Annotated in this window: 17 protein-coding genes; 7 read left to right on the top strand and 10 right to left on the bottom strand. The window is 47.8% G+C overall.

Going from position 1 to position 21,396, the window contains the following annotated elements:
- Nucleotides 1–7: 7 nt before the first annotated feature.
- On the bottom strand, nucleotides 8–613 hold the full coding sequence (locus tag KEF85_RS02735; RefSeq protein WP_215583206.1) for an arylesterase: 606 nt from the start codon (nucleotides 611–613) through the stop codon (nucleotides 8–10).
- Nucleotide 614: 1 nt separating this feature from the next.
- Here KEF85_RS02735 and KEF85_RS02730 point away from each other — a divergent pair, with 1 nt between their 5' ends.
- The 4 genes from KEF85_RS02730 (at nucleotide 615) to KEF85_RS02715 (ending at nucleotide 5,153) form a co-directional block, all read left to right on the top strand.
- Complete coding sequence (locus KEF85_RS02730; protein WP_215583205.1) at nucleotides 615–1,313, top strand: ABC transporter ATP-binding protein; 699 nt, start codon at nucleotides 615–617, stop codon at nucleotides 1,311–1,313.
- Nucleotides 1,301–3,784: an ABC transporter permease gene (locus KEF85_RS02725; protein ID WP_215583204.1), complete on the top strand. Its 2,484-nt coding sequence runs from the start codon at nucleotides 1,301–1,303 to the stop codon at nucleotides 3,782–3,784. The genes KEF85_RS02730 and KEF85_RS02725 overlap by 13 nt, the downstream gene beginning before the upstream one ends.
- Nucleotides 3,785–3,837: 53 nt before the next feature.
- On the top strand, nucleotides 3,838–4,608 hold the full coding sequence (gene gloB / locus KEF85_RS02720) for a hydroxyacylglutathione hydrolase (RefSeq protein ID WP_215583203.1): 771 nt from the start codon (nucleotides 3,838–3,840) through the stop codon (nucleotides 4,606–4,608).
- Between the two features lie 143 nt (nucleotides 4,609–4,751).
- Nucleotides 4,752–5,153 carry a hypothetical protein gene (locus KEF85_RS02715; protein WP_215583202.1) on the top strand — a complete coding sequence of 134 codons (402 nt, stop codon included), beginning with the start codon at nucleotides 4,752–4,754 and terminating at the stop codon, nucleotides 5,151–5,153.
- A 107-nt stretch (nucleotides 5,154–5,260) separates the two neighbouring features.
- Here the strand turns inward: KEF85_RS02715 and KEF85_RS02710 are convergent, their stop codons facing one another.
- The 9 genes from KEF85_RS02710 to pgaB form a co-directional block, all read right to left on the bottom strand.
- Nucleotides 5,261–7,384 (bottom strand): RelA/SpoT family protein, encoded by a 2,124-nt coding sequence (locus tag KEF85_RS02710; RefSeq protein ID WP_215583201.1) that lies wholly within the window; start codon nucleotides 7,382–7,384, stop codon nucleotides 5,261–5,263.
- Between the two features lie 287 nt (nucleotides 7,385–7,671).
- Complete coding sequence (locus KEF85_RS02705; protein ID WP_215583200.1) at nucleotides 7,672–8,799, bottom strand: sodium ion-translocating decarboxylase subunit beta; 1,128 nt, start codon at nucleotides 8,797–8,799, stop codon at nucleotides 7,672–7,674.
- Between the two features lie 56 nt (nucleotides 8,800–8,855).
- Nucleotides 8,856–10,658 carry a sodium-extruding oxaloacetate decarboxylase subunit alpha gene (gene oadA / locus KEF85_RS02700; RefSeq protein WP_215583199.1) on the bottom strand — a complete coding sequence of 601 codons (1,803 nt, stop codon included), beginning with the start codon at nucleotides 10,656–10,658 and terminating at the stop codon, nucleotides 8,856–8,858.
- An 80-nt stretch (nucleotides 10,659–10,738) separates the two neighbouring features.
- Nucleotides 10,739–10,972 carry an OadG family protein gene (locus tag KEF85_RS02695; RefSeq protein WP_215583198.1) on the bottom strand — a complete coding sequence of 78 codons (234 nt, stop codon included), beginning with the start codon at nucleotides 10,970–10,972 and terminating at the stop codon, nucleotides 10,739–10,741.
- A gap of 379 nt (nucleotides 10,973–11,351) precedes the next feature.
- Nucleotides 11,352–11,822, bottom strand: coding sequence for a peroxiredoxin (locus KEF85_RS02690; protein WP_215583197.1), 471 nt, complete (start codon nucleotides 11,820–11,822; stop codon nucleotides 11,352–11,354).
- A 4-nt stretch (nucleotides 11,823–11,826) separates the two neighbouring features.
- The gene (locus KEF85_RS02685; protein ID WP_215583196.1) at nucleotides 11,827–12,351 is read right to left on the bottom strand and encodes a glycine cleavage system transcriptional repressor; all 525 of its coding nucleotides are present in this window, start codon (nucleotides 12,349–12,351) and stop codon (nucleotides 11,827–11,829) included.
- A 74-nt stretch (nucleotides 12,352–12,425) separates the two neighbouring features.
- Entirely contained in the window at nucleotides 12,426–12,863 is a 438-nt protein-coding gene (gene pgaD / locus KEF85_RS02680) for a poly-beta-1,6-N-acetyl-D-glucosamine biosynthesis protein PgaD (RefSeq protein ID WP_215583195.1), read from the bottom strand.
- Nucleotides 12,860–14,209 (bottom strand): poly-beta-1,6-N-acetyl-D-glucosamine synthase, encoded by a 1,350-nt coding sequence (gene pgaC, locus KEF85_RS02675; protein WP_215583194.1) that lies wholly within the window; start codon nucleotides 14,207–14,209, stop codon nucleotides 12,860–12,862. Before pgaC ends, pgaD begins: the two co-directional genes overlap by 4 nt.
- Before the next feature lie 26 nt (nucleotides 14,210–14,235).
- Nucleotides 14,236–16,152, bottom strand: coding sequence for a poly-beta-1,6-N-acetyl-D-glucosamine N-deacetylase PgaB (gene pgaB / locus KEF85_RS02670; RefSeq protein ID WP_215583193.1), 1,917 nt, complete (start codon nucleotides 16,150–16,152; stop codon nucleotides 14,236–14,238).
- Between the two features lie 483 nt (nucleotides 16,153–16,635).
- Here pgaB and mutS point away from each other — a divergent pair, with 483 nt between their 5' ends.
- The 3 genes from mutS to KEF85_RS02655 all read left to right on the top strand — a co-directional run bounded on the left by mutS (nucleotide 16,636) and on the right by KEF85_RS02655 (nucleotide 21,367).
- Nucleotides 16,636–19,206 carry a DNA mismatch repair protein MutS gene (gene mutS / locus KEF85_RS02665; RefSeq protein WP_246535024.1) on the top strand — a complete coding sequence of 857 codons (2,571 nt, stop codon included), beginning with the start codon at nucleotides 16,636–16,638 and terminating at the stop codon, nucleotides 19,204–19,206.
- Nucleotides 19,207–19,448: 242 nt separating this feature from the next.
- A complete protein-coding gene (locus KEF85_RS02660; protein WP_215583192.1) occupies nucleotides 19,449–20,435 on the top strand; it encodes an AAA family ATPase in 987 nt (328 codons plus the stop codon).
- Nucleotides 20,436–20,455: 20 nt separating this feature from the next.
- Nucleotides 20,456–21,367 (top strand): DUF58 domain-containing protein, encoded by a 912-nt coding sequence (locus KEF85_RS02655; protein ID WP_215583191.1) that lies wholly within the window; start codon nucleotides 20,456–20,458, stop codon nucleotides 21,365–21,367.
- Nucleotides 21,368–21,396 lie beyond the last annotated feature (29 nt).

Genomic DNA, 21,396 nt, shown 5'->3' with positions numbered 1-21,396 from the left:
AATAAGGTTATTTTATTAAGGGCTGCAAATATTGCCAGACCTTAGCGGCAATGGCAGGTTGCGCCAATGCGTTGGGGTGTAATCCGTCAGCTTGCATTAAATCCGGCTGCAATGCCACATCTTCCAGCAAAAACGGCAGCAGCGGAATATGCAGAGTCTCGGCCAATTGCGGATAAATGCTGTAAAACATTTCGATATAACGTTTGCCGTAATTTGGCGGAATTTTCATACCCAATAATAATACCTTGGCCCCGGCAGTTTGGCTGCGCTTAATCATTTCAGTCAAATTGGTTTTCATGGCCGCTGCAGACAAACCACGCAAACCATCATTCGCACCAAGCTCCAGAACCACTATATCCGGTTTGTACTGACTCAAGGCGGCATCAATTCTGCTTAAACCACCGGCAGTGGTTTCGCCGCTGATGCTGGCATTACTGATAAGATAGTTGTTATGTTCAGCGGCCAGTTTTTTTTGCAGCAGCGTCACCCAACCTTGCTGAACTTCCATACCGTATGCCGCACTAATACTATCTCCAAACACCAGAATTGATTTCGCCATAACCGTGGTGAATGGTATAAAACTTAACGCCAGTAACAGAACCCAATTAGACATAATGCCTTCCCATAATGATAAATTCGCTCCAGCCATGATCGTCACGCAAAATCTCGGTAAAACAGTGCCAACCTCGGCAGGCGTACTGCATATATTGTCATCTGTCGATTTAATCATCAAGCCCGGCGAGAGTGCCGCCATTATCGGCGAGTCCGGTTCCGGCAAATCGACGCTGTTGAGCTTGCTGGCAGGCCTGGATACACCCAGCAGCGGCACCATAGTGGTCAATGGCTTGAATATCAGCAAGCTGGATGAGGATGGCCGCGCCAAACTCCGCCATGATTTGATTGGCTTTGTATTCCAGTCATTTTATTTATTGCCGGCCTTGACCGCCCTGGAAAATGTGATGCTGCCGCTGGAACTGCGCGGAGCAGCTCACGCTCAAGCAGCGGCTGCAGCCCTACTGGAGCGGGTGGGTTTAGCGCATCGATTAAACCACCTGCCCAAACAATTATCCGGCGGTGAACAACAGCGGGTGGCACTGGCACGGGCTTTTGTGACCCGCCCGGCCATTCTGTTTGCCGACGAACCAACCGGCAATCTTGACAGCAAAACCGGTGCCCAAGTCGCCGAACTGTTGTTTGAACTTAATCAGGAACAACACACCACCCTGGTGTTAGTGACCCATGATGCCGCCCTGGCTGCACGTTGTGAGCGGACTATTCGACTGGATAGCGGGAAGGTGATATGCAACAACTGAAGCTGGCGCTGAAATTATTACGGCGTGATTTACGCGCCGGGGAACTGAGTTTGTTGATTTTTGCCTTGCTGATTGCGGTGGGCAGTACAGCGGCCATCACCCTGTTCAGCGACCGTATGACTCGGAGTATGAGCAATCAGGCCAGTGAATTTCTAGCGGCGGATCTGGCCATTGCCGGTGCCAACCCAATACCGCCTGCCTGGCTTGATCAGGCAGGCACACTGGGTTTAAAACAGGCACAAGTGACAGAATTCAACAGCATGTTGCTGGAAAACAATGAAATGCTGCTGGCCTCGGTGAAAGCTGTCAGCGCCTATTATCCCTTACGCGGCAGTTTAAAAATTGCCGGTGCCGATGGCTTGAGCCAAATCAAGATTCAACATGGCCCGGAACCCGGTAGCGTTTGGGTAGAACAACGGGTGTTAACAGCGCTCGGACTTGAATTGGGCGCCAGCCTGACCATAGGTGAGCAAACCCTGCGCATCAGCCGGATATTGCTTTACGAGCCGGACAAACGCAGCACTTTTTATAATTTTGCCCCTCGGGTTTTAATGCATCAGCAGGATTTGGCCGCGACCGCAGTCATTCAACCCGGCAGCCATGTGCAGTATGTATTCCAATTCAGTGGTGAACCACTGGCTCTGTCTAGCTTCGAGGACAGTTTAAAAACTCAGCTAAAACCCGGCCAGCGTCTGATGGATATCCATACCGACCGTCCGGAACTGGGTGCCGCCTTACAGCGCACGTCCCAATATCTGGGCTTGTCCAGTGTGGTCGTGGTGTTAATCGCCGGGGTAGCCATTGCCATGAGCGCTCAACGTTATAGCGAACGGCATTTTAATACCGCCGCTTTATGGCGCTGTATGGGCTACCCGCAAAACGCCATGTTAAGGTTGTTTGTTTATCAGTTTCTGTTGCTGGGCATATTGTGTAGCGTAGCAGGTTGTGGTTTGGGCTGGCTGGCACAACAAGGCCTGTTTTGGGTGCTGGCCGATTTATTGCCGGCCGAACTGGCCGCGCCAGGTTTAATGGCCTATGCCGCCGGCTTTATCACCGGCATGGTTATTTTACTGGGCTTTGCCTTACCGCCCTTGTTAAGACTGGGACGGGTACCACCTTTGCGGGTACTGCGCCGGGAACTGTCGCCCTTGCCCAATAGCGCTCGCCTGGTTTACGGCTTGGCTCTCAGCCTGATGGCGGCCTTGATTTGGCGTTACACCGCCGATCTAAAGTTGACGGCATTAATTCTCGGTAGCGGCGCTTTGGCGCTTTTGGTGTTAAGCGGCCTGATTTGGGTTTTTTTAAGCTTGGTAAGTCGTTTATTCCTTCGCATGAATCTGCAATGGCGGTTTGGCTTAAGGGGTTTGCTACGTAACCGCCAGGGTAGTATCAGCCAAATTCTGGCTTTTGGCATTACTCTGACTGCGCTGGCACTCAGTTCGGTAGTGCGCAATGATATGCTGAATAACTGGCTGAAACAGTTACCCGCTGATGCCCCCAATTACTTTGCGCTAAATATTTTTCCTGAGCAAGTTAATCAGGTGCAGGATTATTTGCAGCAAGCCGGCATCAACAGCAATCGGTTTTATCCGGTGGTACGTGGTCGCCTTACTGCTATCAATACTGAACCGGTGCAACAACGGGTGGTCAAGGACAGCCAGGGTGAGGCCGCTACCCAACGCGAACTCAGCTTAACCTGGTCGGACAGCCTGCCGGCGGATAATCAAGTCGTGGCAGGCGGCGTTTGGCAAGCCGACCAACCCGGCCAGGTTTCAATTGAACAAAAACTGGCGGAAAGTCTGAAAATTCTGCCCGGTGACCGGCTCAGCTTTAGCATCGGCGGCAGCGAAGTATCAGCAATAGTGGTAAATATCCGCACGGTACAGTGGGACACGATGCGGCCCAATTTTTATATGATATTTTCCCCCGGCACTCTGACTGATTTTCCCAGCACATTTATCACCAGTTTTTATGTTGCCGAACACCTTAAACCAGCGTTAAACGGGCTGCTGAAACAATTTCCGGCCACCACCCTGCTGGAACTGGATATGATCTTGGCCCAATTTAAAACCATGCTCCATCAGGTCACCACCGCAATTAACCTATTGCTGTGTTTTGCTGTGTTGGCCGGCTTAATGGTATTGTTCGCCACAGTTTACGCCAGCCTGGATCAACGGCTTTACGAAGCGGCATTGCTGCGTACCTTGGGCGCAAGCAGGCGTTTTTTAAGACGCGCTCAGCTCATCGAATTCCTGTTACTGGGCAGTTTGGCCGGCCTGCTGGCAGCACTGGCCAGCGAACTTATTATCTATGCTTTATACAGTCAGTTGCTGCACATGGCTTATCAACCCAATTTCCGGCTCTGGGCAAGCTTGCCGGCCATCGGTGCCGTACTTGTCAGCCTGCCGGGCCTGTGGGGAGCGCGCGAGGCGGTCAACCAGTCTCCGCTGGCCGTCTTAAAACGGCAATGATTATGGTATACAAACCCAATGCTACTATCGCCACCTTGAATTGGTAATTGATCATGCTTGAAGTCGTAACTCTGCCGGTATTGACCGACAACTATATATATCTGCTCCACGATACGCTCTGCAATACGACAGCAGTAGTGGATCCAGCCTTGGCCGAACCAGTGCTGGCCGCCTTGCACAGCCGGGGTTGGCAACTTGATTATATTTTTAACACCCATCACCATAACGATCATGTCGGCGGAAATCTGACTTTAAAACAGCTAACCGGCTGCCGAATTGCCGGAGCAGCGGCGGACAGCTTAAGGATTCCAGGTCTGGATATTGGTCTGCATGATGGCGACAGTCTGAGTCTGGGACAACACCACTGGCAGATTATTGCTACGCCTGGTCATACCAGCGGCCATATCGTGTTTTATTGTGCAGAGCAAAACTTGCTGTTTTGTGGTGATACCTTGTTCTCGCTGGGTTGCGGACGGCTGTTTGAAGGTAGTCCGGCGCAAATGTGGCAATCTCTGCAACGCTTAAAAACCCTGCCGGAAAACACCCAGGTGTATTGCACCCATGAATACAGCCAAAGTAATGCCCGTTTTGCCTTGACTCTGGAGCCGGACAACCCGGATTTGCAGCAGCGCGCCAGCCAGATAGCGGCATTACGCAACGAAAACTTGAGCACCCTGCCCAGCAGCATCGGCTTGGAACGGGCCACCAATCCGTTTTTGCGCGAACATAGCCCTAGTATTCGCCGAGCTGTCGGCGCTACCACCACTGAAACTGCCGTGGACGTGTTTAGCCGCACCCGCGCCTTAAAAGACCAATTTAGCTGATCAGTCTAATAAATTAAACCGGCTTTTGGGTAAATGCCGGCAGTAAGGTACAATTACACTAAGCTAAGCGAGCTTAAATCTGCTTAAGCAGTGATGATACGCTACCGTTTATAACTGAGCTAAACCAAACAAGAGGTATAAAAATGAAAAAAAGCTTGTTTCTGGCGATTGCCATGCTGGTTTCCGGCACTGCTATGGCCGCAACTGATCACTATATTTTACGTGACGGCAATCATGTCCAGCACCTGAAGATTACCAAAGTGGGTAATGATATTAGTGTCAGTGCTGATGTGGATTTTGAACCCAACGCAGCCGAAACCGGTCGGCATCCTTGCTCAGCCCAGGTTTCTGGTGAAGCTAAAAGTACTGGCGAAAACGAATTGGTGATGAAAAAGCATATTGAGGGTGAAGCCCGCAGTTGCTTATTGAAAGTGCGCGTCTCGCCGAATGGCGCCAAAGTTGAGCAATCCGAAGAATGCGGTTATTTTGCCGCCGGGATCTGCCGCTTTTCTTCAGATGGCAAAGAATTGGTTAAAATTCAATAAATCATTCGCAGACTAAAACCTGGCTATGCAGGTTTTAATGGTTATCGGCGTGGGCGCAGCAGCGTACCCACGCCATAAAGCGACAAGTTTAACCCACATGGTGCGGCTTAAACTTTGCGTTTTACTTCCAAAATATTCGGCAACTGATTAATTCTGGCCAATACCAAGCTTAATTGTTCGGTGTTTTGAACCAGGATAGACAAATTCAGTATCGCCGACAAATCATCATGGGTCTTCAGGTTGGCCTCACTGATATGCACTCTGGCAGCCGCCAGCAGTTGCGAAACATCGCTGAGTAAATTCTGAGCATTAAAAGCATGAATTACAATCGGCACGGTATGGCGGCTAAGCTGGTTGGCACTCCACTCTGCGGGCAACACTTGCGCTTGTTGTTCGGTTGGTAATTGCTGAATATTTTCACAATCCCGGCGGTGAATCACAATTCCGCGCTTGTGGGAAATAAAACCAACGATGTCTTCACCTGTCACCGGTATGCAGCAAGATGCCAGAGTAGTCACTACGTTATCAATACCAGCTACTGTCACCAGCGATTTGGGACTGGCTTGGGCTGCCACCAGTTTTACCGGTAATGGCTCCAGTTCCGGTATTTTTAATGCTGCAGCCAATTGCCGATTATTGACGTCGCCACGCCCTAGAGCTTCGTATAACTGTTCGACATTCAGCATTTTGAAATGTTTGAGCAGATCTGCGGTCTCAATATGCTTTAAACCCAAACGCCGAATTTCTTTATCCAGTAACTGTTTGCCGGCATTAATGTTCTCGGCCAGTTTCTGCTGTTTATACCAGCTTTTTACTTTGCCGATTGCCCTTGGGGTTTTTAAATAACCCAAATTGGGATCCAGCCAATTATGATTGGGCTGTCCATTCTTGACGACGATAATCTCAACCTGTTCACCGGAACGCAGTTTATAGGTTAAGGGTTTGATCTGACCATTGACTTTGGCCCCACGGCAACCGTGACCTATATCGGTATGGATAGCGTAAGCAAAGTCCAGCGGTGTTGCGCCTTTAATCAGATCTATCAATTTACCGGCTGGTGTCAACACAAATACCCGATCCGAAAACAATTCTGTACGGAAGTTTTCAATCAAATTATCGCCATTCTCCCGGTCTTCCAGCAATTGCCGCAATGAGGCGATATTTTTTTCGGTAGCGGCATTGTATTTACGGCCTTCCTTATATCGCCAATGCGCTGCCACTCCTAATTCAGCAAATTCATGCATGGCACGGGTGCGGATCTGCACTTCTATCCGGTTGCCCTGCTCATCCACAACCACGGTATGTAATGATTGATAGCCGTTTTCTTTTGGATTAGCGATATAGTCGTCAAACTCTTTGGGAATATACTGCCAGCAACTATGCGCGATGCCCAATACCGTATAACAGGTGGAGGTGGTATCGACGATGGCACGTACTGCCAGTAAATCGTACAGATCATTAATTCCCAGCTGTTTACGCCGCATTTTGCAGAAAATACTGTAAATATGCTTGGGGCGACCGTAGACTTTGGCCGGAATATCGACTTCAGTTAATTTCTGGCGGAATTTTTGCAAAAACGTTTCGATCGCCGCTTCACGCTGAATGCGTTTTTCTGCCAGGGCCTTGGCTATCGTAAAATAATTTTCTGGATCAAGATAACGGAAAGCCAGATCTTCCAATTCCCATTTGAATTGATTGATACCCAGACGATTGGCCAGGGGCGCATAGATATCCAGGGTTTCCTGGGCAATAAAGCGCTGGATTTCCGGTGCTTCGACCGATAGATTTCTTAAGCGTTGAATGCGAAAAGCCAGTTTGATAAGCACGGCCCTGACATCGTGGGTCATTGCCAGCAACATGCGGCGCAAAATTTCGGATTGGTTAGGCTGGTTAGCCATCTCCAGGCTGTAGATATTGACTTTGTTCAACCACAGCACATCTTCCACCAAGGTCGCCACCGCTGCGCCGAATTCAGCTTTGATTTCAGCCAGAGAAAAAATCGCCGCCACCCGCGAATCACTTAGCAGCGCCGCTAAAATAGCTTCCAGATCGATATGTACAGCCATCAGCACCGCAGCGACATCCTGACCATAAGGACGAAAATTAAATCCGGCTGGTGCTGCATGAACTTTTGCCTGAGTAACTATATTCAGTGCCTTGACGATTTTGGCTTCGTCTTCGACAGAAAAACCTGAAAATAAGTCTTGAATGCGCTTTAACACTTGATCCATAAAGTTAATTGATAGAAAGCTGATGAGCCGCCTTGCTTGTCGACAGATAGGCGAGTTGTGCGAGCTAAATAAGCATCATAAGCTGCATTGCCATCTCTGGGCCAGCATTTTGCGACTTAGACTTTTGGAAATTTTTGACCTTGCTCAACCCATAAAAGTTGCAGATGAATTGAGGTTTGGTTAGGGAAGATTTGTTTTGGAGGGTAGCAGAAAAAAAACACTTTTCCTGAATGACTGGTATCAACCTAGTCAGTCATTCAGGTTAAGGCATAATCTGAACAGCTAAATCAATGAACCAGACTCAGTAATACACCCGCAGCAACAGCTGAGCCGATAACCCCGGCAACATTTGGCCCCATGGCATGCATCAGCAAAAAATTGTGGGGATTACTTTCCAGACCGATTTTATTGGCAACCCGCGCAGCCATAGGCACGGCGGAAACACCGGCCGCACCAATGAGCGGATTAATAGGCGTACTGCTAAACCGATTCATGATCTTGGCCATGATTACTCCGCTGGCTGTACCGATTGAGAAGGCAATGGCACCTAAACCCAGGATCCCCAAGGTTTCCATTTTCAAAAAGGCTTCAGCACTAAGTTTTGAGCCAACTGACAAACCCAGAAAGATGGTAATAATATTGATCAGTTCATTTTGGGCTGTCTTGCTAAGCCTGTCTACCACACCGGTAGCATTCATCAGATTACCCAAACAAAACATACCGATCAGCGGCGCTGCGGAAGGCAATAACAAGGCAGTCAGCACTACCAACATTAATGGAAAGATGACTTTTTCAGTATGACTGACCGCGCGCAGTTGCTGCATTTCAATACTGCGTTCCTCAACCGTGGTCAAAGCCCGCATGATAGGCGGCTGGATCAGCGGCACCAAGGCCATATATGAATAAGCGGCTACGGCGATGGCTCCTAATAATTCCGGGGCCAATTTGGAGGCTACGTAAATGGCAGTTGGGCCGTCTGCACCGCCAATAATGGCAATTGCGGCAGCCTGCTTCAAGGTAAAATCCATTCCGGGTACGGCATTTAAGGCCAAGGCACCAAATAAAGTGGCGAAAATACCAAATTGAGCAGCCGCCCCCAAAAACAGGGTTTTTGGATTTGCCAGCATGGGACCAAAATCAGTCATGGCCCCGACCCCCATGAAAATCAACAGGGGAAATACGCCAGCCTTGATACCGCCGTACATGTAATAAAGAATACCCCCCTCATCTATCATGCCTGCTATCGGAATATTACTGAGAATAGCCCCAAAACCTATAGGCAATAATAACAGCGGTTCGAACCCTTTTTTAATAGCGAGAAACAGCAGTAGGAAACCCACAGCCATCATAATAGCTTGTGGGCCTGTAAAGTTATACAGGCCGGTGCTTTCCCATAAAAGTCTGAGATTTTCCATTGAGTGTCTTAGTTTATGTCAGGCTTAGTTGGAATTAGTAATATGTCGGTTAACTTTTATAAAGTTACCAGAATATCGCCTACCGCTACTGAATCGCCCTGACGTACATTAACTGCACTGACGATTCCCGCCACCTTGGCGCGAATTTCCGTTTCCATTTTCATGGCTTCCATAACCAGTACCACTTCGCCTTCGGCGATGTGTGAACCTACATTGACATTTACCTTTAAAATCACACCGGCCAATGGCGAAATGACCACACCGCTACCACTAACGATAGGCGGTGTCACAACCAAATCAGGGCCAATCGGCGCTGCTGGTGCAGGCTGGATATCGAATTTAGCGTCAGCCGGGCCGACAGCAACATGAAAGTTTCGCCCATCAACATTTACGGTATAAGTTTCAACTTTACCTGGATCGCTTGCCACCGCTGGTGTAGCAGCTACTGCAGGTGCAGATTCTTTGCCCGGTGCCGGCTCGAATGCGGCTGGATTGCCGCGATTCTGGATAAATTTCCAGCCAATCTGGGCAAACATGCCGTCAATTAAAGCATCTTCCTCAATCGATGCCGACAATTTAACGTTTTCGGCAGCTGCTTTGCGCTGTACTTCAGCCAGGATATTGGCAAATTCCGGCGGTAACAGATCTGCCGGACGACAAGTTATTGGCTCCGCGCCATCAAGCACACGCAATTGCAGTTCTTTATTGACCGGTGCAGGAGTGGCACCGTATTCACCTTTCAAAACCCCAGCAGTTTCTTTACTGATGGTTTTGTAACGTTCGCCAGCCAAAACGTTTAATACTGCTTGAGTGCCGACAATTTGTGAAGTGGGCGTTACCAGAGGGATATGACCCAGATCTTCGCGGACTTTGGGAATTTCCAATAACACTGCATCGAATTTGTCTGCAGCACCTTGCTCTCTAAGCTGACTTTCCATGTTAGTCAGCATACCACCCGGAACTTGTGAAACCAGAATACGGGCATCCACACCTTTCAGGCTGCCTTCAAACTGGGCATATTTTTTCCGCACTTCGCGGAAATAAGCGGCAATTTTTTCCAGTTTAATCAAATCCAGACCGGTATCGTAAGGTTGTCCCTGAAAACTGGCGACAATGGATTCGGTTGGACTATGTCCATAAGTCATACTCAATGAGGAGATGGCGGTATCTGCATTATCCAGACCGGCTTCTACGGCTTTGATGTAGGTACCAACACTAAGGCCGGTAGTGGCATGACATTGCATATGAATAGGTATGGACACCGCTTTTTTAAGCTTACTGACCAGTTCGAAAGCATCATATGGTGTCAGCAATCCCGCCATATCTTTGATACAAATGGAATGAGCCCCCATATCTTCAATAACTCTACCCAATTCCACCCATTTCGGAATGGTATGCACTGGACTGGTGGTATAGGAAATAGTACCTTGAGCATGTGCATCGGTTTGCAAAACGGCTTTGACGGCACGCTCGATATTTCGCATATCATTCATGGCATCAAATATGCGGAATACGTCGATACCGTTGATGAAACAGCGCTCAACAAATTTATCCACCACATCATCGGCATAATGACGATAGCCCAGAATATTCTGGCCCCGGAACAGCATTTGTTGCGGAGTATTGGGCATGGCTTTTTTCAGGAGCCGTAAACGTTCCCAGGGGTCTTCGCCTAGATATCGAACACAGGCATCAAAAGTGGCACCACCCCAGGACTCGATGGACCAATAACCAATTTCATCAAGTTGCTGACAAATCGGCAGCATGTCTTCGATGCGTAGTCTGGTTGCCAGGATAGACTGGTGTGCGTCACGTAATACAACTTCTGTAATTCCTAAAGGTTTTTTTACCTTTGCCACTCGTGCTTCTCCTACTGAAACGTTTGGGGCCGATGATTTTTACCTTGCGGGTAACAAATTAAAATCGTAAATTTATACTCTTAATTTTTAGGGTATTTTTTTCGGTATTGATGGACTGCGGCGGTAATGGCTGCCAATACCCCGGCATCCTCAATTTGTCTGGCACTGATTTGCTGAGCAGACAAATCCGGAAAATAGCGTTGCACCACGGCTGACATTGCGGAAATTGCCAATACCAACATTGCCAAAAATCCATAGACGATGCCCATGCCCAACAGCATCAGCTCAATTCCTGAAGACAGCATCTCGTTCATGATACCTGACCGTTATTCCAAAAACTAAATATTTAGGTGTCGAAACCCTAGTTGCACAAATGTCTTGTACACAGACTTCGATATTCATTCAGACGGTTCCGGAAGGACTTTGGCCACGCCACATCCAAACCATGAACCTGCGAGTAAATTAAATACTGGATGGGTGACCGCTTATTGCCGGACTTGCCCAAGCCGGCTTATCCATTTACGGCATCTCATTATTACCAAAACTACAGAATTAAACAATCCCAAATTTGGGCCAATCTATACTGAGAAACCAATATTGATCAGGCTTAGTCACAAAATTTGCCTGTTTGCTTGAATTCATAGCAAAAATTGAACGTCTACGCTCAACATCAGCCACCTGCTGAGTAGCAGTCTATGCCAAACCCTGTAAAAATGCCAGCACTTCGGTCACATGGGTTTTGACCTGCACCTTGCGCCATTCTTTAAGCAGCACTCCACTTTCATCAATGATGAAGGTGCTACGCTCAATACCACGCACCTGTTTGCCATACATGGACTTCATTTTGATCACATCGAATAACTGACACAGGGTTTCATCAGTATCTGCCAGCAAATCAAACGGAAAACCTTGCTTGGATTTGAAGTTGTCATGAGATTTGCTGCTATCTCGGGAAACCCCAAGTATCACGGTCTGCAAGCCCTGAAACTGCTGAAAGTGATCTTTGAAAGACACACCCTCCAGCGTACAACCAGGTGTACTGTCTTTGGGATAAAAATACAGTACTATTTTTTTGCCACGGTAATCGCTCAACTGAATGGTTTTGCCGTCAGTTGCCGCTATTTGAAAATCCGGTACCGGCTTACCTAAGATCAATTCACTCATGTTGTTAACGTTTGATGGGTTCGAGAATGGCATCAATATTCAGGTTATCGCAGAAATCCAAAAACTCTTCCCGCAATGAAAGAATGCGGACATCATCGGGAACCAGCAGAATAAATTTACTGGAAAACACAGTATTGCTGAAAAAAGCAGTCTGATGGCTGCTGGCCGTAATTTCTTCTATGACTATACCACGCTCCACCAAAAAAGTAGTCACGGCAACCAGGATATCTTTTTTGTCCAGCGAGATGGTTTCCAAGGTATAAGGCACGCCGGATTCTGTCAGCTGATCTTTTTCCGGACGCATAAAATTGATATTGACACCATTGCGTTTAGCAATGGCATCCAGCAATCCTTCGAGTTTGGCAATATGATTCCAGTTGCCGTTAATCAGCACATAAAGCGCGGTGAGTTGAGTCAGATTGGAGGTACGCAACTCTAAAACATGACATTGACAAGCACTGACTGCGGCCAAGGTTTCAACAACCAAATCTTTAGTTTTATTTCCTAAAACCGAAATTGCGAGTTGCATAAGCGATAGTCCTTAAATTTCAGAGCAGTTTACCAGCTATCATAGCAAAATCCAGGTTTGCCCTGGATAATCTCTTAGTCAGTTTGGATTGAGGTAATTCCAGCAGTATCATCAAAATATACGGTGACTTTCTGAGCGGCCCTAACCACTTGCAAACAGGACTCATTGACATGAAAAGCAAGGCATAATTGTTGATCGCTGACTTGATTAACCCGTTTTGGTTGTATGCTGTCATGCAGCCAGGACAGGCAGAATGACCAAAGTAACCACAACAAAGCAATAACCAAAATAATCTCACCATACATTTCCAGAAGTTCCAGTAAGGTTTTATAGCCACCAAACCAGCGGATTTCATCAGAGAGATTTTTAACACCTAGTAACCAACCGCCCAAGGTGAACAATGGTAATAAAAAATACAGCCAGAGCAGCCAACTGCATATAGATAAAAAAATGGATCCGCATTTTTGACGAAAACTTTGTAAATGCGGCTGATTGATGATGATATCTTTCATTTTTGCCGCAAGCCTCTGTCCAAGGTAACCCATACTGCCCGCTGTCCGCGTTTTTTGCGCACGGCTTTGACGCAGCCGTGTACGGTAGTTCCGACATTAATCAGCCAATAGACGATGGGATACCAGATCATCCAGTAATAATGCCGGGCAGATCCGCCGCTTTTACGTTCATATCGAGAATCTATGCCCAGACTGACTGCAAATTGCACCAGACAAGTCACGCATAACAGCATACTAGTCCAGCGAGGTGACAAATCTTCCAGTGCTTCCTGAGCCTGTTCCGCAGCAATCCATTGCAAGGGTACCGCCAGCAGATAAGCCAGTATGGTAAACGCCCAGCTTAAACTGATACAGCATTCCAGATATAAAGGCCACATGCCGCGTGAACGCCAGCGCCATAAGGAACTGAAATAACGCAACAGGACTTCCACGCCGCCTTGTGCCCAACGCGAACGCTGCTTCCATAAACCGACCAAGGTTTCGGGCATTAATACCCAACACAAGGCATTGGGTTCGAAGCGGATAGTCCAACCAGCCAGTTGCAGTTTCCAGCTAATATCAATATCTTCGGTGACCATATCTGGGCTCCAGTAGCCGACATCATGCAGAGCGGTTTTACGGAAACCGGCAATCACACCCGACACCGTGAAGACATGACCATAAGCACGCTGGGCGCGTTTTATCATGCCGACGATAGCAGAAAACTCACCAACTTGTATCTTGCCCAATAAGGTAGAACGATTACGAATTCTGGGATTACCGGTCACAGCGCCGACACGCGGGTTATCAAGAAAGTGCCTGACTATCCAGGCGGTAGCCGTGGGTGCCAGCAGCGCATCACCATCAATACCTATCAGGATTTCACTGTTGGCCAATAAGGCTGCAGTACGTAAACCCACAGCTTTACCCTGATTTTGCGCCAGATTAATAACTCTGATGCATTCATGCTGGTCAGCCAGTTCGTGCAATATTTCCAGAGTATTGTCTTTGCTGCCGTCATTGATAGCAATAATTTCGTAATGTGGATATTGCTGATGCAGCAGGTATTCAATGGTTTCTCTGACGTTCTCACCTTCGTTGTAACACGGAATTAAAATTGACACTGGCGGATATTCGGACAAAACCGGCAAATCGTCCAGCACATTGCCGCGATTTTTCTCCCAACGCAGATAGTAAATGATGCCGCCCAGCATCCAAACATAAGCCATCAGTAAAGGATAGTAAAACATGAAGCGGGACAGTAATTCGTCGACCGTTTGCCAGGGCATTTCTTCCAAATATTCCTGCAGCATCAGCCGCCAATCAATCAGATGCTGAAACCACGGTTGCGCGATGATATTATCCATTGCCGGCTGTCGGATTTATATGATTTTTAATATTTTTTTTGGGTCGGAAAAAAGTTTTTCAACTCGTCCAACCGCGGCTGGTCGTGATAAACATTATCCGGATAGTAACCAATATGCTTAGCGCCGTTTTTTTTCAGCAACTGAAATTGTTCAATAAAAACCGGCATGGCAATATCCTGCTGCTTTGCCCAATCTACTGCTTGCAACTCGAAAACCATTTTATCCAAGCCATGCGGATAGGCCGCAGTTTTTTGTACCAACTCGGTCAACCAACGTTTGGGATCTGCCGCATTTTCCATAAAGGGCATTGCTTCTATGGCAACATAATCATAATGCATCAGGAAAGCCGGAAACGATTGGGCATACCATTCTTCGCTATAAGGTTTTAACAAAGGCAAAGCGTAAAAATTTCGGGCTGTTTTAATGTTGGGCCGGTAATATCGAACTTTATCGGCTAGATAATCCGTGAACTGCGCGATCAATTCGGTTTTTTGTTGAGCCCAACGCAGCCGTAAAGCACTACTGGCATGAATCTGCTCAAATTCGGCCGGTAACCCCCAAACATTGTGGGTATAATCCATTGCCAATTGCGAAACATCTTCAAAATCCGACAAAATACCGTCATCGTGAAATAAAATACCGTTAAAGTCGCAATATTTGGCCAAATCCTCATAAATTTCACCAACGAATTGTCGGGCTTCCGGATTGAAAGGCGATAAACGGGTATAGACATGCCGAGCCAGCTGGGGCTCACCATCGCGCCATTCCTTCACATACCATTTCAAGGGCACATCAGCTTTATAAGCCATAATCGGCATCCAGGCATAAACTTTGACCCCAGCCTTCGCCCGTAATTGCCAAGCAACATGATTAAACAAATCGCGCCTGACCGGTAAATGCCGATTGGGAAAATACAGTTGGTCGGCATTGCCGTCACCATCCGGATCAGAATAAGCTTGTAAATACACGGTATTGGCACCGCTGGTTTTGATGCGGTCCAGCAAAGCGGACAGATTTCGCTTGGTCTGTGCCTCATCTTCGTCATAGATATAGTCTAAATCCACATGAACAACCCGCAACTCCTGATCCAGACGCTGGTGTTTCAATATCTCGGCAAACTGTGCCACATTGGGATCATCGGCTATCATCAAGCGCTTCATTACCGCAAAATCGGCCAAGCTGTTAAGGCCGTCACTCAGCCCCATGGTCAGACTCATACCTGCTAGTTTGGCCGCTTCCAGTGCTACCGCATTATATTCACCGTAGGGCCAAACCAACACTCGTGGTCGTTTGCCTATCAATTGAAACAAGTGCTCCGAACTTTTGTCAATTTCTTGAAAAATACGTTTACGATAACTTTCATCGTTTTCATATTCCTCATATTCCGAACTATACAAGCGGGAAGTAACTGCGCTTTCCATATTGGCTTGAGGGTTGGCGGGAATACTGTGATGCAGATCATGGGTATGCGAAGCAATTTCCACCAGCCCGGTTTCCATTACTTCCCTGATTTGAGCTGTACTCATGATGGGTTTACTACCTTCATAACTGGCAGGTTGCTCCAACCAGCTACCCACGACTGCCAGGGTAGCCGAATAGTGATATTTTTTCAGCAACGGCATGGCTCGGGTAAAAAAACTTTGATACCCATCGTCGAAAGTGAGCATGACCGCTTTGTCCGGCAGGCTTTTTCCGGTTTGCCGGGCATCAAGAACATCCTGGACACTGATGACATGATAATTATTCTTTTTCAGCCAAGCGAAGTGCTGCTCTAAATGCTGCTTGTTGACACCTATTCGGTCAAACGGCGGCACACGCTCTTCTTCTTCAAGAATATCGTGGTAGTTCAACACCAGGAAACCGGCGAAGTTGGTATCGGCGCTAGCTGCTACGTTAACCAGCAGACAGGCAATAGTAAAGATAAGACGAGCAAAAATGCGCATAATCACTTAAGGTTAATCGAAAATACTACAGCTCAGCACCATTACCACTGGGCTAGCACACAAAATCGGGTTGGGCATTTTACCCGAAACCAGCTGTTTAGCCCGGATTATTTCCTGGAACCTGCAGTTGATTGAGGGGATTTCCGAGGGGCAGATTGATTAGCTGATTCAACTAGTTAAAGCCTTAACCTTGCAGAAAACACCGGTAGGCCGTTAAAAGCCAAATCCGTTTTTATTTGTAGCGGTATGGTTTTCTGAATCATGCTATGTCAGCATCTATACAGCAACTGTGCTGGGTTACACAGGTTACAAGAGTATACGCGGATTTGCTGTGGTTTTTTGCTAAAAAACGACTGACTGACCAGACCTCAGTTGATTGCAGTGTATTTAAAACCCGGCTAACAAACAATTTAGGTTTGATATCGATTCCGTGGTTTGCATTGAACCAGACTATAGTTGCCGAATTTAGTTAAAATAGCCGGTATGAGCACACCGATCGCTTCTCCACACACCCCAATGATGCAGCAATTTTTACGCATCAAATCACAGTATCCGGACACCTTACTGTTTTATCGGATGGGGGATTTTTATGAGCTGTTTTTTGACGATGCCAAAAAGGCTGCGCAACTGCTGGACATTACCCTGACAGCTCGCGGCCAATCAGCCGGCACACCAATTCCGATGGCCGGCATTCCCTATCATGCTGCCGAAAACTATATCGCCCGACTATTAAAACAGGGCGAATCTATCGCCATTTGCGAACAAATCGGTGACCCGGCCACATCCAAAGGCCCTGTTGATCGCAAAGTGGTAAGAGTGGTCACACCCGGTACCGTCACCGATGAAGCCTTACTGGATGATCGCAAGGACAATCTATTGGCGGCTTTTGTTCACTTCGATCAGGGCTATGGCTTGGCTAGCCTGGATGTGGGCAGCGGCAGATTTGTACTGCAACAGTTTGTCAATGAACAGCAATTGCTGAGCGAACTGGAGCGCTTAAGCCCGGTTGAACTGCTTTACAATGAAAATGAGGCGCTACCCGCATCCGTCAAGGAACGCCGCAGTTTGTGTAAACGTCCGCCCTGGCATTTTGATCTGGACAGTTGCCGGCTGTTGCTGCTGAAACAGTTTGGAGTACATGATTTAAAAGGTTATGGCTGTGAAGATTTAACGGCGGCTATTTGCGCCGCCGGTGCCTTACTGCAATATTTACGCGATACTCAGCAATGCGCTTTGCCGCATATCCAGGGTATCAGCGTAGAAAACGCCGATGACAGTATTAGCCTGGATGCCGCCAGTCGCCGCAATCTGGAATTGGACACCCATCCCAGCGGACAGATCCAATACACGCTGCTAGGTGTACTGGATAAAACCGCCACGGCAATGGGCGGACGTTGCTTACGGCGCTGGCTGCACCGGCCGTTGCGCGATCAAAGCCGGATCAATGACCGTTATGCCAGTATCGCCAGTTTATTGGAAAACCAGCGTTATGCCGATCTTCAACTCAGCCTGCGCCAAGTGGGCGACATTGAACGGATAAGTGCGCGCATTGCCTTAAAAACTGCCCGTCCCCGCGATTTGCTGGTATTACGGCATAGTTTGTCGGTATTACCGCAATTGCAGCAACAACTGGTAAACACGGATAATCAGTATTTAGAGGATTTGCGGCTGAAATTGCGTGAACAACCAGAGATGTTGGCATTGCTGCAACAAGCCATCGTCGATAATCCGCCGGTGCTGATTCGTGACGGCGGAGTCATTGCTGCCGGGTATCATTCTGAGCTGGATGCTTTACGCAATTTAAGCCAGAACGCCGACCAGTTTTTACTGGATATGGAGCTCAGCGAACGGCAAACCACCGGGATTAGCAATCTTAAAGTCAATTATAACCGGGTACATGGCTATTACATTGAGATTTCCAATGCCCAGGCCGACAAGGTACCGGCGCATTATCAGCGTAAACAGACTTTGAAAGGCGCGGAACGTTATATCACCCCGGAATTAAAAAATTTTGAATACAAAGTGTTGAGTGCCAGGGAAAAATCCCTAGCCTTTGAAAAAAATCTTTACGAAGAATTATTGACTACCCTGGCCAGTGAAATTCAAATGTTGCAGGCTGGTGCAGCCGCTATCGCGGAACTTGACGTACTAGTCAATTTTGCCGAACGTGCCGAAACCCTAAATTTGTGCCAACCGACACTGAATACCGAACCCGGCATAGAGATTGTGGCTGGACGCCATCTGGTGGTTGAGCAAATCTCACAGATTCCATTCATAGCCAATGATTTAAACTTTGCCGACACCAAGCGTATGTTAGTCATTACCGGCCCGAATATGGGTGGTAAATCCACGTTTATGCGGCAGGCTGCGCTAATTGTGCTGCTGGCGCATATCGGCTGTTACGTGCCGGCCCAAGCCATGCGCTGTGGCCCTATCGATAAAATTTTTACCCGCATCGGTGCTTCAGATGATTTGGCCAGCGGCCGCTCCACCTTTATGGTGGAAATGTCGGAAACGGCCAATATTCTGCATAATGCCACCAGCAATAGCCTGATTCTGATGGATGAAATCGGTCGCGGTACCAGCACCTTTGATGGTTTATCACTGGCCTGGGCCTGTGCTGATTATCTGGCCAGGCACACTCAAGCTTATACCCTGTTTGCCACCCATTATTTTGAATTAACAGCGCTGGCCGAAGAACTAAGCAGTATCCATAATATTCATTTGGATGCTATGGAACATGGCGACAAGATAGTATTTTTGCACGCGGTAAAAGATGGCCCGGCCAATCAGAGCTATGGTTTGCAAGTGGCTGCGCTGGCCGGGGTACCACAAACAGTGATTGCTCAAGCCAAATCCAAGCTGCTGCAGCTGGAAAATCAGGTTTATATTGAGCAACAAAGCCACCAGCCCGTAAATCAGTTTGATTTGTTTACCGCGCCTGATTGCCATCCGGCCGTATGTTTACTGGAAGAACTAGATCCTGATAGCCTGAGTCCACGTCAGGCTCTTGACATGTTGTACCGATTGAAAAAATTATTGAAGAATGCTTGAATGCCGCAGATAGGGATGGTCTAAAATCTCCCTAATTAAGCTTGATCAACTTTTCCGGGTAATTGCGGTATTGGTAGTTTGTGAGCAGAAACGTTGACGAGAGCGCCTTGCCAATCAAACCAGTATTGAAAAAACGCCTGACTGCCCATAGACTGAAGCCGATACCGGTTAAACCCTAGAACTATTTTCAGGAAAACCGGTCTTATGCTTGCCTAAAAACCCAATAGTACATAATACATATCATGGATGCCAACAGCCTTAGCCCTGCCCAAACCGCTCTAAATCAACTCAGCACCTATATCAATACCAAGATAATCGGCCAGGAAGTATTGGTGGAACGGATGCTGATCGCCTTATTGGCAGATGGTCATTTACTAGTGGAAGGCGCTCCAGGCTTAGCCAAAACCCGGGCCATTAATGTGCTTAGCCAAAGTATAGACGCAGACTTTCATCGAGTACAATTCACCCCGGATTTGTTGCCCTCCGATTTAACCGGTACCGAGATTTATCGTCCGCAGCTAGGCAGCTTTGATTTTCAAAAAGGCCCGTTGTTTCATAATCTGATCTTGGCCGACGAAATTAATCGTGCCCCCGCCAAAGTCCAAGCGGCCTTACTGGAGGCTATGGCCGAACGTCAAATTACCGTAGGTAAGGCTACTTATCCCCTACCACCCTTATTTCTGGTGATGGCGACCCAGAACCCAATCGAACAAGAGGGTACTTATCCATTACCGGAAGCCCAGTTGGACAGATTTTTACTGCATGTCAAAATTGATTATCCCAACGCTATCCATGAACGCAACATATTGCATTTGGCCCGTGCGGAAGCAAGAGGAACGGTTCAGCAACTGGCCGCCTACCAGCAAAAAATCAGCCAACATACGGTATTTGCCGCCCGCTACGAAGTCCTGGATATTTATATGGCGGAAAGTCTGGAGCAATATTTGCTGCAAATTGTGCTGGCAACCCGTAATCCCGGCGCATACGGTCAGGATTTGGCTAACTGGATAGAATATGGGGCCAGTCCGCGCGCCAGTATTGCCTTGGATCGCTGCGCACGCGCCAAGGCTTGGTTAAATCAGCGTGATTTTGTTGATCCCAGTGATATTCAGGATATGGCTTATGACGTATTGCGACATCGAATTATTTTATCTTATGAAGCGGAAGCGGAAGGCATCAGTACAGATGAGGTTATTAAACAATTGATAGCCCGCATCGCGGTACCTTAAACCTGTCTCCCTACTCCATAATGGATAAATACAATTCTCTAGCGGCAAATCATGATGAACGGGTCAAGGTCAGCTTAAAAAACCTGATTGATCTGGCTAAAGCGGCGGCGGCATTGCAACTGCGCTATGCTGGTATCCGTGCCGTAAACAATGGTGATTATTTATCGCCGCAGAAAGGCCGAGGCATGATTTTTGATGAAACCCGGCTCTATCAGCCTGGAGACGATGTACGCCGCATTGATTGGCGAGTGACGGCACGAACCGACAAAGTACATAGCAAGGTTTTTCGTGAAGAACGAGAGCGGCCACTGTTCATCTCTGTTGATTATAGATCTACCATGACATTTGCTACCCGCGGCGTTTTTAAATCAGTGCAAGCTGCCAAACTGGCTGGCTTATTGGCCTGGACGGCCTTACGCCAGCGCGACCGGATTGGTGGCCAGATTTTTAACGAAACCGGCTGTCAGGAATTAAAACCCTTGGCCGGCAAAGCTGCATTGCTGCATTTTTTTAATGCCTTGGTGAAACCCCGCTATACGCCAGTGGCCGATTTAAGTCTGGATAAAGTGCTGGCCAGATTATTGCAGCACGCCCGCCCCGGCAGTCAGGTGATTATTCTCAGCGATTTTCGCGGCCTGAATAGTAATGCTGAGCATCATTTGGCCAAATTGGCCCGCCATTGTGATGTGGCGCTAATCCAGATTAACGACCCACTTGAAGCCAAATTGCCCAGTAAAGGCCGCTACCGTTTTACCGACAGCCTGCGGGAATTATTAATAGATAGTAGCGACAAACGCTTTGCACTGAACTATCAGCAACGCTTTCAAAACCGGCAAACCTACTTGCAGCAACTGTGTCGCAAACTGCACCTGACTTGGCTATCATGCAGCACTACTCAGCAACCCGCTGAAGTTCTACAAACATTGAGATGATATTGAAGCTGCTATTCCCTGCAACCATG

Source organism: Methylomonas paludis (genome assembly GCF_018734325.1).
Lineage (GTDB): Bacteria > Pseudomonadota > Gammaproteobacteria > Methylococcales > Methylomonadaceae > Methylomonas > Methylomonas paludis.
This window is presented reverse-complemented; position numbering and strand designations above follow the sequence as displayed.

Bases quoted from the DNA above. Each gene is read 5' to 3' on its own strand.
- KEF85_RS02685 (WP_215583196.1), bottom strand. From the start codon at position 12,351: ATGCAACTCGCAATTTCGGTTTTAGGAAATAAAACTAAAGATTTGGTT.
- KEF85_RS02725 (WP_215583204.1), top strand. From the start codon at position 1,301: ATGCAACAACTGAAGCTGGCGCTGAAATTATTACGGCGTGATTTACGC.
- KEF85_RS02690 (WP_215583197.1), bottom strand. From the start codon at position 11,822: ATGAGTGAATTGATCTTAGGTAAGCCGGTACCGGATTTTCAAATAGCG.
- KEF85_RS02655 (WP_215583191.1), top strand. From the start codon at position 20,456: ATGGATAAATACAATTCTCTAGCGGCAAATCATGATGAACGGGTCAAG.
- KEF85_RS02660 (WP_215583192.1), top strand. From the start codon at position 19,449: ATGGATGCCAACAGCCTTAGCCCTGCCCAAACCGCTCTAAATCAACTC.
- KEF85_RS02695 (WP_215583198.1), bottom strand. From the start codon at position 10,972: ATGAACGAGATGCTGTCTTCAGGAATTGAGCTGATGCTGTTGGGCATG.
- pgaB (WP_215583193.1), bottom strand. From the start codon at position 16,152: ATGCGCATTTTTGCTCGTCTTATCTTTACTATTGCCTGTCTGCTGGTT.
- pgaC (WP_215583194.1), bottom strand. From the start codon at position 14,209: ATGGATAATATCATCGCGCAACCGTGGTTTCAGCATCTGATTGATTGG.
- KEF85_RS02715 (WP_215583202.1), top strand. From the start codon at position 4,752: ATGAAAAAAAGCTTGTTTCTGGCGATTGCCATGCTGGTTTCCGGCACT.
- KEF85_RS02705 (WP_215583200.1), bottom strand. From the start codon at position 8,799: ATGGAAAATCTCAGACTTTTATGGGAAAGCACCGGCCTGTATAACTTT.
- gloB (WP_215583203.1), top strand. From the start codon at position 3,838: ATGCTTGAAGTCGTAACTCTGCCGGTATTGACCGACAACTATATATAT.
- KEF85_RS02710 (WP_215583201.1), bottom strand. From the start codon at position 7,384: ATGGATCAAGTGTTAAAGCGCATTCAAGACTTATTTTCAGGTTTTTCT.
- KEF85_RS02735 (WP_215583206.1), bottom strand. From the start codon at position 613: ATGTCTAATTGGGTTCTGTTACTGGCGTTAAGTTTTATACCATTCACC.
- pgaD (WP_215583195.1), bottom strand. From the start codon at position 12,863: ATGAAAGATATCATCATCAATCAGCCGCATTTACAAAGTTTTCGTCAA.
- mutS (WP_246535024.1), top strand. From the start codon at position 16,636: ATGAGCACACCGATCGCTTCTCCACACACCCCAATGATGCAGCAATTT.
- KEF85_RS02730 (WP_215583205.1), top strand. From the start codon at position 615: ATGCCTTCCCATAATGATAAATTCGCTCCAGCCATGATCGTCACGCAA.